Here is a 14,466-nt window from a genome sequence, read left to right as displayed (position 1 = left end):
CGAACGACCGTAACTATTCATAGACGACCTTAATTACTCGGGCCAGCAGCATCCGACGCGAGGCATTTAAAATCCGAACTTCTTACGAATCGAAACATGTAAGATTGAAACTAATTTGCTATCACTCGCACCATCTAACGCCCGCGACTTCAATAACTATGAAAAGTTTAAAAAATCCGACGAAGAGTTTTCGCCCTTTCAAACCAATGACTTACAAACCATGGCCATCATCAGCGGATGAAAGGTAATGTTTTTGACTGTTAGCAATTGACAGCTTGCAAAGACTGGCCGATAACTTAGCACTGCCCGATGAGCTCGCGCCGACGCACACTTTTTGCTCTCAGGCTACTTATGTAATTGGATCCTGAAGGTCGCAACTGCGAACCGTGCGGTAGCTTTGCTTGAACAAAAGCGCGGACTCGTTATAGCCAAGACGGCCACGGATATAACAATAACCCAGCCAAGTTGATTCATTTTTGAAACACTTCTTCTGCCAATAAACATTGATGCATCTGGCTCGGCACTTTGCCTTGATCAGCCTACTACCTACTAGCAAGCATGACGGCTCGTCCCACGCTATCGGCCGCCCTGCTTAAACGATCGCTATGTATGGAGTACTCCAGCATGCTAACGGTTTGCCGCAACGGTTCTAACTGGTATTTATTGCAGTGCAAGCCCCGCCAGGATGAACGGGCACAACTCAATCTGCAGCAACAGAACTATTCGACCTTTCGGCCGCAACTGATGAGCGAGCGCAGTATTCGTGGCAAACGCCAACGAACCCTGGAATCGCTGTTCCCCGGCTACGTGTTCATTCAACTGAGCCGCGACGATAACTGGGCACCGATTCGCTCGACCCGTGGTGTCAGCCGCATCGTCGAATTCAACCATGTGCCCGCCCGCGTCGATGAAGACGTGATCGCGCAATTGCGTGAGCGCAGCCAGGAGTCGCTCGGCTTTCCTGCCGATCCGCAGCTCAAACCCGGCGAACCTCTGCAAATCGTCCAAGGCCCACTCTCCCCGCTTGAAGGCGTTTTTCTGTCGATGCAGGGCGACGAGCGGGTGATGATGCTGCTCAATTTCCTCAACCGCCAACAGCACGTCAGCGTCCCGCTGAGTTACCTCGAACGCCAGCGACAATAGTCCGGATCTGCTTCGCCCTGACCCCGACCCCCTTAATCAGGAGCGTGATCCATGGCTCTGAAGCCTCGCTGTTCCCTGGTTTTAGTCGTCGCCTGCTGTGCCCCCGAAGCTGCCTGGAGCGTTGAGCCGCAAGCGATCAATGTCTACGGCTTCGATTTCACCCCGACCTTTGCTTTGTCAGAAAGCTACGACGACAACTTTCGCGAAGTCGAACACGATGTCGAATCGACCATGGTCACCCGTTTGGCGCCGGCCTTTGAGCTCAAGGCCGAGGATCGCAACAGCGCCACGCGGGTTATCTGGGAGCCGACCCGCTACATCTATCACAGCGCTTCGGACGCTTCGAACACCGCCCAGCGGCTGCGCGCCGACAGCATCATGGAATTCACCGATCGGCACCGGCTGAAGCTTGAAGCCGAGGCGCGTAAATACGAGCGCACCACCTCGACCGCCGTCGACGGCATCAACGACAAGATCGAGAGTCAGCGCGTCGGCGGCGTCTACACCTTTGGCGCGCGCAGTGCGCTGAACCAGATCGACCTCGGCGCCAGCTACGCACAGCTGCGCTACGACAACTCCGATGGCATCAACGATGACAAGGAGCGCAACACCAGCAATCTGACCAGCACCTGGTATCACCGCCTCGGCAGCAAGACCCGTGGCTTGCTCGAATACGACCACACCCGCTTCGACTACCTGCAATCGAACAGCCCGCGCAGCAGCCGCTCCGACGCAGTGCTGGCTGGGGCCGAGTGGGACATGACGGCGAAAACCACCGGCAAATTGCGCGTCGGTTACGAGCGCAAGAATTTCGACCAGAGCGGTTCCGACGACCTGAGCAACCCTACCTGGCAAGTGGATCTGGCGTGGAAACCGCGCACCTACTCAACCTTCACCTTTCTCGCCCGCCAGGCCATGGCCGAAGGCGACGACGGCTCCGACGCGGTGAAAGCCACCTTCACCCAGATCGGTTGGCGTCACGGCTGGACCGAACGCATCACCAGCGTTGCCGAAGTCGGCATGGGCCATTACGTCTACGAAGGCCAGGACCGTAGCGACGATTTGCAGGATTACAAACTCGGCGTGATTTACGAAATGCGCCGCTGGCTGGACGTCGAACTCGCCTATCGCCACCGCGACAACGACTCCGATGCCGACAACGAAAGCTTCACCCGCAATGTTTTCCAGATCACGTTCGACGTCAGTCTGTAGGAGGGTTGGGCCATGCATACGCGCCTGATTTTATTGTTGTTGCTGCTCTGGACAGTGCCCACGGTCGAGGCAGCGGACACTGACACCAATTACCGCCTGGCCGCTGGCGATGTCTTGCGCATCATCGTGTTCGGCGAGCCGGAGCTGAGTTTCAAGAAGATTCGCCTCAACGACGCCGGCACCTTCTCCTACCCGTTTCTCGGCGAAATCGTCGCCAAGGGCCTGACGCCCAATCAGGTCGAACAGAAGATCGTCGACGGCCTCAAGCAAGGCTATCTGGTCGATCCGAAAGTCAGCCTCAGTCAGATCGAATACCGCCCGTTCTACATCAACGGCGAAGTGCAGAAGCCCGGCAGTTATCCGTTTCAGCCCGGCCTGACCCTGGAAAAAGCCATCGCCCTGGGTGGCGGCCTGACCGAACGCGCCTCAATGAAACGAGTGACGATTCTGCGCGGCAGTGGTGGCCCGCCGGTCACCGAGAACATCTCGCGCACCACCGTCATCGCCCCCGGCGACACCATTTCCATTGCACAAGGCTTTTTCTGATCATGGACAACAGCCCAAGCACCTACCTCGAACGTCCGCTCCAGGCCCACTCGCAAACGCAAGCGGGCGATGAGTCGGACACCCTTGATCTGCTGCACCTGTGGCGCGTGGTCTGGTCGGCGAAGTGGAACATCGCCTGGCTGGTGCTGCTCAGTTGCGCGCTGGCCGTGGCGGCGCTGTCGTTCATCACGCCGCAGTACGTTGGCAGTGCGACACTGCTGATCAAGGACAAGACGCCGCCAGTGTTGAGTTTCCAGCAAGCCGCCGAATCCGGCGGCGCCACCACCACTGATTATTTGCAGACCCAGCAGGCGTTGCTGCAATCGCGGGAACTGGCCGAGCGCGCCGTGCGCAAACTTGGCCTGACTACCAATCCGATCACCGATCCCCGCCAGCAGGCGCAGAGCTGGTTCACTCCGCGCCAATGGCTGGCCGACCTCAATCGTGACCAGTGGCTGCCATGGCTGGACCTGTTGCCGCCGCCGAAGCCGCCAGCGACCGAAGAACAAGTGTTCAACGACGTCACGCAAAACCTGATGCTGCACACCAGCGTCAAGTTTGTCGGCAAGAGTCAGTTGCTGGAAATCGAAGTCGAACTACCTGACCCGGCGCTCGCTGCGGCGGTGGCCAATGCCCTCGCCCAAGGCTTCATCGACAGCCAGCAGGACACCAGCCTGAAGTCCTCGCAAAACAACACCAGTTGGATGAACACCCGCCTGGTCGAGTTGCGCGACAACCTGCGCGTTGCCGAAAACAAGTTGCAGGCCTACCGCGAGGAACAGGGTCTGGTCGATGTCGACGGCGTCGCCACCATCAGTGCCAACGAACTGCAGATGACCGGTAACCGCATGATCGATGCGCGCCGCGACCGTGCTGAAGCGGAGAGCCAGTTCCGTCAAGCGCAATCCTTGAGCAACGGCGATATCAGTCGTTTGTCCAGCGTGCCGGCAGTGTTGAGCAATCCGCTGATTCAGCAGTTCCAGGCTGATCTCGCCAAGGCTCAGGCCAAAGTCGAAGAGTTGTCGGGCCGCTACGGGCCGAAGCACCCGGCGCTGATTTCCGCCCGCTCCGAACAACGTACGGCGGCCAACAGCCTGCGCCTGCAAGTGCAGCAAGTGGTTGCCGGTATCGAGCGCCAGTATCAACTGGCAGTAGCCAGCGAAGACGCGTTGCGCAAATCCTTCAACAGCAACAAGGCGCAGATTCAGGACATTTCGCGCAAGGAATTCCAGCTGCGCGAATTTCAGCGTGAAGTCGACAGCACCCGGGCGCTGTACGAAACCTTCGTCACCCGCCTCAAGGAAACCGCCGCCACTTCCGACATGGACTCGGCCAAGGCGCGCATCGTCGACCCGGCGATCGCGCCGCTGGAAGCGAGCAAACCGCGCAAGAATCTGATCCTCGCCATCGTCGCGCTGGTGGCTGCGGTGGTCGGCGTCGCCCTCGCCTTCCTCTTCGATACCCTGAGCAACACGTTCAAGACCGACGACACCGTCGAGAGCCTGCTCAATGTGCCGCTGCTCAGCGTCGTGCCGTTGGTGATGAAAAAGAGCCGGCGGCAGTTGGCGCGTTTGTTCGAGGACAACGACCACCCGCGTTTCTGCGAAACCATCCGCAACCTGCGCACCTGGCTGATGCTGCAAAACAACGAACGCCCGGCGCAGGTGGTGCTGGTCACGTCTTCGGTGTCCGGCGAAGGCAAGAGCACCATCGCCAACAACCTCGCCTCGTCGTTGGCGCCGCTGGAGCGAGTGCTGCTGATCGATGCTGACATGCGGCAGCCGACGCTGTCGCTGAACTTCGATTTCCCGCCGGAAAGCCCTGGCCTCGCCAACCTCATGGCCGGCACCGCGCGGCTGGAAGACTGCATTCGCAGTGTCGGCAATCTCGACATGCTCCCGGCCGGCTGTCTCACGCCCTCGATGCTGGACCCGTTCGACGCACCACGACTGAAATCCTCGAGCAATTCCAGCAGCGCCGTGGCCCCCGCCCAGGATCTGCTCAGTTCGCCGCGCCTGGGTCGGCTGTTGCAGATTCTCAAGTCGCGCTATCGGCACATCATCATCGATTCGCCGCCGGCAGAAATCGTCAGCGACGCACTGTTGCTGGCCCAGCATTCTGATGCGGTGATCTACGTGGTCAAAGCGCAGAGCACGCCGGTCGGCCAAGTGCGCAAGAGCATCGCCGTGTTGCAGCAGAGCCAGGCGCCGGTATTCGGCGTGGTGCTCAATCAGGTCGATCTGCGCAAGGCGCGCAAGTACGGCCATGGCCATTCCCGTTCCTTCTACGACTACGACTTCGCCCCGCGCTGATCCTCCGGGCCGTGCCGCCCGGCAACAGCAAATCCTACCCTGTTCGACGAATCGGAGATCGCGCCGATGACCTCGCAATATTCCGCGCAAATGGCACACCGTCGCGGCCTCACCTTCTGGGTGCACTGGCTGTGCGCAATGACCCTGGTCAACCTGTTGCTGATTGTGCTGGTGCAATGGCGCATCGGCGATTTGCCCAGTGAATATCGGCTGCTGATCATCCTCACCGTGCTTGGCTCGATGCCGGTCTACGGCCTGGTGCAGGTCTACCACAAGCGCCATGGTCTGCTGGTCGGGCTCGGACGTTTGCTCGCCGGCTGGCTGATTCTGCTCGGGCTGCTGATGAGCATCGCCTTCGTCACCCAGACCAGCGCGTTGTTCTCGCGGCAAGTGGTGATTGTCTGGGCCGTGGTCGGTTTTCTCGCCCAGGCGGCGACGTTTCTGCCGCTGCATCTGTTCGTGCGCATGTACACCAAAATGATTTGCAACGAGCGCCGCGCGGTAATCATCGGCACCTGCCCGACCGCCCATGAACTGGCGCGCAAACTGCTCGACCCGGATCGCGCGCTGCTGCTCGGTTTTGTCGCGGCAAAAGCCGACAGCGGCCCGGCGCCGAGCATTCTGCCGCTGCTCGGTGAGGTCGAGGACATTCGCGAAATCATTACGCGGTTGCAGGCGCGGCGCGTGTACATCGTGCTGCCGATGGCCGAGGCAGCGACCATCGAAGCGCTGTACATCAACCTCCTCGACATGAACGTCGACGTGGTGTGGATTCCGGATCTGGGCAGCATGGTCCTGCTCAATCATTCGATCTCCGAGATCGAGCGGATGCCGGCGATCTATCTCAACGAAAGCCTGCTCACTTCGCACCCCGGCAGCCTGTTCTGCAAGGACCTGTTCGAACGCAGCGTCGCTGCGGTGGCGCTGATTCTGCTCAGCCCGCTGCTGCTTGGCGTGGCCATTGCGGTCAAGCTGACCTCGCCGGGACCGGTGCTGTTCAAGCAGAACCGCCATGGCTGCGACGGCGAAGTGATCCGCGTGTGGAAATTCCGTTCAATGCGCGTGCACGACGATCAGCAAGTACGTCAGGCCACCCGCGACGACGACCGCGTCACACCGCTGGGACGCTTTCTGCGGCGCAGCTCGATCGATGAGCTGCCGCAGCTATTCAACGTGCTGTTCGGCCACATGGCGCTGGTCGGCCCGCGCCCCCACGCGGTCACCCACAACATCTATTACACCGGCAAGGTGCGCGCCTACATGGCGCGGCATCGGCTCAAGCCTGGCATCACCGGGCTGGCACAGATCACCGGGCATCGCGGCGAAACCGAGACCGTGGAAAAGATGCAGCGCCGGGTCGCTCAAGATCTCAATTACATCAATCAATGGTCGCTGTGGCTGGACATCAAGATCCTGCTGAAGACGCCCTTCACCCTGTTCTCGAAAAACATCTACTGACAGCGGCCAGCGCTCTGGCCCACCCCGCCACGCATGAGGTTTTCCCATGAATGTGAGTGTATTCGGTATCGGTTATGTCGGACTGGTCCAGGGCGCCGCGCTGGCCGAGGTTGGCCACAACGTGCTGTGTGTGGATGTCGACGCGGCCAAGGTGCAGGCCTTGAACGACGGCACTCTGCCCATCTACGAACCCGGGCTGAAAAGCCTGGTGCGGGACAATCATCACAGCGGCCGCCTGCAATTCGGCAGCGATCTGGCCGCCGCCGTAAGGCATGGCGATGTGTTGCTGATCGCGGTCGGCACGCCGCCGGACGAGGACGGCTCGGCGGATCTCAAACATGTGCTCAGCGTCGCCCGCACCATCGGCGAGCACCTGCGCGGCGAGCAGATCATCGTCGACAAATCCACGGTGCCGGTGGGCACTGCGGACCGGGTGCGCGAATGCATCAGCGCCATCCTCGGCGAAACCGGCCGCGCTGCGCTGACCTTCGACGTGGTTTCCAACCCGGAATTTCTCAAGGAAGGTTGCGCGGTCGACGACTGCATGCGCCCCGACCGGATCATCATCGGCACCGACAGCCCGCGTGCCGAAGCGCTGATGCGCGAGCTGTACGAACCGTTCAATCGCAACCGCGAAAAAATCATCGTCATGGATGTGCGCAGCGCGGAGCTGACCAAGTACGCGGCCAACTGCATGCTCGCGACGAAGATCAGTTTCATGAACGAAATGGCCGGGCTCGCCGAAAAGCTTGGCGCCGACATCGAAATGGTTCGCCATGGCATCGGCTCGGATCCGCGCATCGGCTACCAGTTCATCTACCCCGGCATCGGTTACGGCGGTTCGTGTTTTCCCAAGGATGTGCGGGCGTTGATCCATGCCGCCCACGGCGTAGACATCGATGCGCGCCTGCTCCGCGCGGTGGAATCACGCAACAACGAGCAGAAAAGCACGCTGTTTCACAAGATCGCCGAGCACTTCAACGGCGCGCTGGAAGGCAAAACCTTCGCGCTGTGGGGCCTGAGCTTCAAGCCCAACACCGACGACATGCGCGAAGCCCCCAGCCGCGTGCTGATGGAGGCGTTGTGGCGAGCCGGCGCCAGCGTGCAGGCGTTCGACCCGAAAGCCATGGAACAGGCGCAGCAGCTTTACGGCCCGCGCGATGACCTCTCGTTGGCGGGGACCAAAGAGGCGGCGCTGAAAAATGCCGACGCGCTGGTGATCGTCACCGAATGGCAATCGTTTCGCGCGCCGGACTTCGAACTGCTCGCGCGGCAACTGAAAAATCCGCTGATCTTCGATGGCCGCAACCTCTTCGATCCGCAACGCCTCAGTGCACGCGGCTTCACCTACATCAGCGTTGGCCGACCGACCTGCGCCGCCGAAACACAGGATCTCGCATCATGATCCGCCTGGAATTGCTCGACCGTTATTCGCCGGCCCTGCTGGAATCCAACCGGGCGTTCTCCTTTCTCAACTTCGCCTCGATCGGCAGTTTCATCCGCCAGCCGCCGCCGTCGCTGGCGTATTTCTGCGACGGCATGCTGATGTCCGGGTTCATGTCGCGCATCACCGGGCGCGCGGTGCAGCGGGTCAGTTTCGATTTCACCTCGATTGCCGATCCGGTGTTGCGCGAGTCTGAGCAGCGCGGCAAACGCGTCTACGTGGTCGGTGCGCGGCAGGCCGAGCTTGATCGTTTCGTGGAAAAGCTCGGCATGCAGTACCCGCACCTGCAACTGGTCGGCGCGCACAACGGTTTCTTCGATGTCGAGCAAGGCACCGCGCTTCAGGCTGACATCCGCCGGCAGCGGACCAATCTGCTGCTGGTCGGCCTCGGCGCCGGTCTGCAGGAGCGCTTTATCCTCGAAGCACTGCGCGGTGGTTTCAGCGGCGTGGCGTTCACCTGCGGCGGTTTCATTCGTCAGGAGGCCAATGCCAGCGAGCGTTACTACCCCGACGCGATCAATCGCCTGCACCTGCGCGCCTTTTACCGCATGTACCGCGAGCCGCACACGATCAAGCGTTACCTGCTCGACTACCCGAGCAACGCCCTGCGCCTGACCGAACTGATTCTGCGCCAGCAAGTGGCAATCAATGTCACTGCCCCATGAGGATTGTGCCGATGCATATTCTGTTCACGCTCAAGGATTACCAGACTGGCGGCGGCGTCGAGTGCGTGCAGCAACGCCTCGCCGAGCAGTTTCTGGCGGACGGTCGGCGGGTGAGTTTTTTCGTCATGAACGGCGATTCGCCCAACGTCGACGGCGCGCCGAGCATGGCCGGTGGCGGCAGTGGGCTCGCGGGCTGGCTGAGATCGATCGCGCTGCTGCGCCGGCTGATTCGCCGCGAAAGCGTGACGCACCTGATTGGCGCCAAGGAGCAGGCCAATCTCTGCACCTGGTTCGCCACCCTGGGCACTTCCTGCAAAGTCATTTACACCCGCCACGCCGCGCTGGATTGTGCCGAGCAGAACACCGGGCGCGCCAGCCTGCGGCTGTTGTACGCGCTGTACCTGTGCGGCAGCGGCAAGGTGGTCGCGGTGTCCCACGGTCTGCGCCAGTCGCTTGCCGGGTTGATGCCGTGGGGGCGACCGCGCATTCGTTATTGCCCGAACGCAGTGATCAGCGAACAACTGATGCGTGCGGCACAAGCGCTGCTGTCCGGTGGCGTGCCCCATCATTACTGGCTGGGGATCGGCCGACTGGTGGAAACCAAGGGCTTTGATCTGCTGCTCGAAGCCTACGCGCTGGCGGCGCAACAACGCCCGCTGCCGTATCTGGTAATCGCTGGCGACGGCCCGTTGCGCGCGCAGCTTGAAGCGCAGGCACAACGGCTGGGCATCGAACGTCTGGTGCATTTCACCGGGCATCTGCGCAATCCCTATCCGCTGATCCGTCATGCGCAGTTGTTGGTGCTCAGCTCTTTGCACGAAGGTTTGCCGACGGTGTTGGTCGAGGCGCTGGCGTTGGGTACGGCGGTGATCTCCACCGATTGCGGCAGCGGACCGCGCGAGTTGCTCGATGATGGGCGCCTCGGGCGTTTGGTCGGTGTCAATGATGTGCCGGCCCTGACCGAGGCAATGCTCGACAGTCTGGCCAACCGCGAAGCGGCAGCTCCAGCCCGACATTCAGTCAGCGAAGCGATCCTGCCCTATACCAGCCAATACGCCGCCCAGGCCTATTACCAAGTGTGGAACCGATGAAAAAGCTGCTGATCATCCTCCAGGACCTCGGCGCCGGTGGCGCGGAGAAAATGATGGTGCGCCTCGCCGGTGCCTTGGTCGAGGCCGGCAACGAAGTGACGCTGCTGATGCTCACCGGTGCCGGCATCAATCAACCGGCGCTCGATCCTCGGGTCAGGCAAGTGTTGCTCGACAGCCCGCGCAGCGCCGCCGCCGTGCCGGCGCTGATGCGCTTTTTGCGCAGCAACCGCTACGACGCGCAACTGGCGGTGCTCACTCACGTCAACGTCGTCGCGATTGCCGCCGCCGCGTTGTCCGGTACCTTGGCGCGGCTGCATGTCAGCGAGCGCAATGCCTTTTCGCGGGACAAGCATGTCAACCCGGCGCTGTCGGTCAAGCTCGCCTACTGGCTGGCGCCGTGGCTGTACCGGCTGATTCCCAATCCGGTGATCTGCGTATCGCGAGGTGTCGCCGAGGATCTGGTCGACACCACCATCGCCCGCCCGCGCGATGTGACCACCGCTGACAACCCGGTGCTCGACAACGATTTTCGCGACAAGCCTGCCGCCGCGCCCAGCCATCCCTGGCTGAAGAACAAAACCACCCCGGTGATCGTCGCCGTGGGTCGGCTAGCGCAGCAAAAAGGCTTCGACACTTTGATCGACGCCTTCGCCCGCCTGCCGCAACGCGATGCGCGCCTGATCATTTTCGGCGAAGGCGCATTGCGCGCTGAACTGCTCGCCCAAGCGGCGGCGCTTGGCGTCGCGGAGCGTTGCGATCTACCGGGTTACGCCAGTGACCCTATCGCCGAGATTGCCCGGGCAGATTGTTTTGTCTTGTCGTCACGCTTCGAAGGCAGCCCCAACGCTTTGGTCGAAGCGCTGTCGACCGGCACGCCGGTGGTAGCGACCCGCTGCCCGTATGGCCCGCAGGAAATTCTCGCCGATGGCGCCGTGGCGCCCTTGGTCGAGGTTGACGATCCGGCCGCCCTCGCCGCCGCGATCAGTGCACAAATGGCCACGCCGCGAGCCGTGCATCGCCAGCGCCGTATCGAGGCCGCCGCGCGCTTTGTCAACGCTCGCGCGGTGCAGACCTACCTCAAGGCGTTACTCGGGAGGCGCTGAGATGAACCGCCTGCAAGTGCGTTATTCGACGCTGGCCGACGCCTTCACCTTGTTTGGCGTGCTGTTCTATACGCAAGTGATCGGCTTCTTTCTGCGCCTGGGTAATGTCAGCACCCTGGACGATGCCCAGCAGGATCTGGAAGGCAATCTGGCCAATCAGGTCTGCGGCTTGCTGACCTTGCTGGTGCCGCTGTTCTTTTTCATCCGCCACAAGGTTTTTCTCAGCAAGAGCTTCTACCGTCAGAATCTGTTTTTGCTGTTGTTCCTGGGCTGCGTGGCGGCGTCGATCAGTTGGTCGAGCGAGCCGATGCTCAGCTTCAAGCGTTTCGTTGCGCTGCTCAGCGTAGTGTTCTTTGCCGGTTTCATCGCCTGGCGCTACAGCATCGAACGGATCGCGTTTCTGTTCGGCTGCGTGATCGGCGCGGCGGCGTTGGTCGGCTTGATCTTCGCCGTGATTCGCCCGGACATCGCCTTTATTTCCGGCGGCATCCGTGACGGTGCGTTTCGCGGGGTGTTCGCAGAAAAGAATGCCGGTGCACGCCTGAACGCTATTGCGATCCTGTTGCTGCTGCCGATGATCCGCCAGCGCAACCCGATGGCCATGCTCTACGGATTGTTCGCGCTGATTGCCATTGGCCTGGCGCAGTCGGCCACGGCGATTGCGCTGATCGTCGCCGGCACTGCCAGTTACGCCTACTTCATCACGCTGATCCGCTTGCGCATCAACCGTTCACTGTTGGCTTTCACGGCGGCGACGCTGGTGTTCTTCCTTCTGTGTGGTGTGCTCTATGCCAACTACGCGATGCTGCTGGAACTGGTGGGCCGTGACCCGTCGCTTACCGACCGCACGCTGATCTGGGAACTGCTCCAGCCGCTGATCGATGACCAGTTCCTCAAGGGCTACGGCTTCGGTGCGTTCTGGGCGAGTGCCGATGCCGATGCGTTCATTACCCGCTGGGGCTACATCGGCAATGCCCACAGTGGCTACGTCGAAACCCTGCTCAATGGCGGCTTGATTCAGTTGATCGCCCTGCTGCTGATGTTTGCCCAGACCCTGAGCAAGCGCTACCGGGCAATCACCGCCGACCAGTCGGCGCGCTATCAGGCCTGTGCGCTGGTGATCATCGGCCTGTTCGTGGTGACCAATTACGTCGCCTACGTGATCCCCAACTATCGCTCGGGCGAGTTCCTGATTTTCTGCGTGCTAAGCCTGACCTTCCGCCACCACCTCGTCACCCGTACCCAGCCGCTGCCAGCCGCTAAACCTCGGCCAATGCGCGGCACTTTCCGGGAGCAACGCCCATGCTGAATGATCCGTCAGCCGTCACCGTGTGCGTGGTGATTCCGCTGTACAACGCCGCCGCCAGCATCCAACGCACACTGAATTCGGTGTCTGCACAGACTCGCCTGCCGGACAAAGTCATTGTCGTCGATGACGGTTCCAGTGATGCCGGGCCAGAGATCGTCAAGCACTACGCCGCGCCCTTCCCCATCGTGCTGTTGCAGCAGCCCAATCAGGGCCCGGCCAGTGCGCGCAATCGTGGCGTATTCAGTGCCGAACAAACCTTTATCGCCTTCCTCGATGCCGACGACCGCTGGCATCCGGAAAAACTGCAAAAACAACTGGCGCTGCACGCGGAGTTGACCCGACAGGGACGCAAAGTCGGCTTGATCGATTGCTTTCAGATGAGTGAATTCAGTGATGGCAAACGTCAATTGGAAGATCGCTGCAAACACGGCGAGCACTTTGCCGATTTCATGCGCGAGAACATCATCAACGGCACCTCCGGCGTGCTGGCCGTGCGCGAGATCATCGTCGCCATTGGCGGCTTTGATCAGAGCCTGCGTTTTGCTGAGGATCGCCTGTTGTGGACGCGCATCGCGGAAATCAGCGAGATCCACAGCGTGCCGCAGATCCTCCACTGGCGCGCCGTCAACGCCGCCAACATCACCGCGCAACCGCACAAGTATTACCCGCACAAGCTGCGCTTCATCCAGCTGTACCTGGCGCGTTACGGCACCCGGCTGAACCAGCAGCAACGGATCTATTTCGTCCTCGCCAACCACGCCGAATTTCTCAATGCGTTTTCCCGGCGCGGCGATCATCGGCGGGTCATCGAAGTGTTCCGGCAGATGCTCGGGCATTCGTGGCAGACGCTGTTGTTCTCCCGGGGCAAACCGACCCTGCGCTACCTCTACGCCTGCTTTAAAAGCCTGGGCAACAGCCGCTGAATTTCAGGGATCGCGCCATGGCCAACCGTCGCCTGATGACCCTCGTATGGATTTTCACCGAGAAGTTCGGCCTGATCTTTCTGTCGATGATTACCTTTGTCGTCTACGCGCATCTGCTGACGCCGACGGAGCTGGGCATCGGCACGCTGATCATCGCCGTGGTCGAAGTGGTCGGCATTCTGTTCTCGTCGATGCTGGAAGATCCGCTGGTGCGCCTGCAACGTGTGGAAGACAAACACATCAGCAGCGTGTTCTGGTTTTCCGTGCTGGTCAGTCTGTTGTCGATTGCGTTGATTACGCTGGCGGTGGTGTTCTACACGCCGTCCACCGCGCTGCGCTGGATGACCGCCGTGGCCTCGGTGAAAATCCTTTTCACCCTGATGGCGCGGGTGTATGTGGCGCAGATGCGCCGCAGCGGCAATTTCAAGTTGCTGGCCTCGCGCACGTTGCTCGGCAAAGTCGCTGGCGGGGTCGGCGGCGTGGCCGTGGCGCTGTTGGGTTTCGGTCCGTGGGCGGTGGTCGCTCAGGCGCTGATCATGGACGGTATTTCCACGCTGGTGTTGATGCGCAGCGAACGTCGGCGCATTCCTTTTCTGATTGATCGCCAGGTGCTGGACGAACTGCTGCGCGCCGGTCTCCCCGTTTGCGTCAACGTCATGAGTTCGCAAACCCTGCAACGCGGCGTCAACCTGATTCTCGGCCTGACTGCCGGGGCGCATGCGGTGGGCATGTTCAACCTGGCCATGCGCATCATCGACCTGCCGCGCTCGGCGATCTACAACGGTTTGATGAGTTACGCCTTGCCGGTGTTCGCCCGGCGCAGCGCTGAACCGTCGCGCCTGATCGGCGTGATAGGTGATTCCACGGCGATCAGCGGTTTCGTGCTGACACCGCTGTTCTTCGGCATCGCCCTGACCGCCGAAGACATTATCCTGCTGATCTTCGGCGCGAAATGGGCCGATGCGATTCCCTTGTTGCAAGTGCTGGCCTGCACGGCGGCGCTGGGCAATCTGGCGCTGTACGCAACTACAGCGCTGGTGGCGGTCAATCGCACGCACCTGACGCTCAAGGCCGAAGTCGCCACAACTCTGCTCGCGCTGGCGCTGGTCTATCTGTTCGGGTCGAGCTACGCCGGCATGGCGGCGGCACTGGCATTGCTGCTGCGTATGCTGCTGATCACGCCGTTGCAGGTACGCGGCCTGCGCGCCGCCATCGGTTATGACTGGCGCAGCTTCTTCCAGTCCAGTTACCGCAGCCTGT

12 protein-coding genes are annotated in these 14,466 nt (G+C 61.2%); all 12 read left to right on the top strand.

What is annotated here, in order from left to right; translation table 11 throughout:
* Positions 1–624 precede the first annotated feature (624 nt).
* Positions 625–1,143, top strand: a complete 519-nt coding sequence (rfaH, locus tag D6877_RS02950; protein ID WP_130909792.1) for a transcription/translation regulatory transformer protein RfaH — start codon at positions 625–627, stop codon at positions 1,141–1,143.
* A 51-nt stretch (positions 1,144–1,194) separates the two neighbouring features.
* Positions 1,195–2,355 (top strand): outer membrane beta-barrel protein, encoded by a 1,161-nt coding sequence (locus D6877_RS02945; RefSeq protein ID WP_130909791.1) that lies wholly within the window; start codon positions 1,195–1,197, stop codon positions 2,353–2,355.
* Positions 2,356–2,367: 12 nt separating this feature from the next.
* Positions 2,368–2,901, top strand: a complete 534-nt coding sequence (locus D6877_RS02940; RefSeq protein WP_130909790.1) for a polysaccharide biosynthesis/export family protein — start codon at positions 2,368–2,370, stop codon at positions 2,899–2,901.
* A 2-nt stretch (positions 2,902–2,903) separates the two neighbouring features.
* Complete coding sequence (locus tag D6877_RS02935; RefSeq protein ID WP_130909789.1) at positions 2,904–5,213, top strand: polysaccharide biosynthesis tyrosine autokinase; 2,310 nt, start codon at positions 2,904–2,906, stop codon at positions 5,211–5,213.
* Between the two features lie 66 nt (positions 5,214–5,279).
* Positions 5,280–6,671: an undecaprenyl-phosphate glucose phosphotransferase gene (locus D6877_RS02930; protein ID WP_130909788.1), complete on the top strand. Its 1,392-nt coding sequence runs from the start codon at positions 5,280–5,282 to the stop codon at positions 6,669–6,671.
* Positions 6,672–6,717: 46 nt separating this feature from the next.
* Entirely contained in the window at positions 6,718–8,076 is a 1,359-nt protein-coding gene (locus tag D6877_RS02925; protein WP_130909787.1) for a UDP-glucose/GDP-mannose dehydrogenase family protein, read from the top strand.
* Complete coding sequence (locus D6877_RS02920) at positions 8,073–8,780, top strand: WecB/TagA/CpsF family glycosyltransferase (protein WP_130909786.1); 708 nt, start codon at positions 8,073–8,075, stop codon at positions 8,778–8,780. Before D6877_RS02925 ends, D6877_RS02920 begins: the two co-directional genes overlap by 4 nt.
* Positions 8,781–8,791: 11 nt before the next feature.
* Positions 8,792–9,871 carry a glycosyltransferase gene (locus D6877_RS02915; RefSeq protein WP_130909785.1) on the top strand — a complete coding sequence of 360 codons (1,080 nt, stop codon included), beginning with the start codon at positions 8,792–8,794 and terminating at the stop codon, positions 9,869–9,871.
* A complete protein-coding gene (locus D6877_RS02910; protein WP_130909784.1) occupies positions 9,868–10,974 on the top strand; it encodes a glycosyltransferase in 1,107 nt (368 codons plus the stop codon). Before D6877_RS02915 ends, D6877_RS02910 begins: the two co-directional genes overlap by 4 nt.
* A 1-nt stretch (position 10,975) precedes the next feature.
* Positions 10,976–12,283 (top strand): O-antigen ligase family protein, encoded by a 1,308-nt coding sequence (locus tag D6877_RS02905; RefSeq protein ID WP_130909783.1) that lies wholly within the window; start codon positions 10,976–10,978, stop codon positions 12,281–12,283.
* Entirely contained in the window at positions 12,277–13,206 is a 930-nt protein-coding gene (locus D6877_RS02900) for a glycosyltransferase family 2 protein (protein ID WP_130909782.1), read from the top strand. The genes D6877_RS02905 and D6877_RS02900 overlap by 7 nt, the downstream gene beginning before the upstream one ends.
* Before the next feature lie 17 nt (positions 13,207–13,223).
* The coding region (locus D6877_RS02895; protein WP_130909801.1) for an oligosaccharide flippase family protein at positions 13,224–14,466 on the top strand (1,243 nt) is incomplete at its 3' end.

Source organism: Pseudomonas sp. Sample_9, from assembly GCF_004307535.1.
Classification (GTDB): domain Bacteria; phylum Pseudomonadota; class Gammaproteobacteria; order Pseudomonadales; family Pseudomonadaceae; genus Aquipseudomonas; species Aquipseudomonas mercuritolerans.
This window is presented reverse-complemented; position numbering and strand designations above follow the sequence as displayed.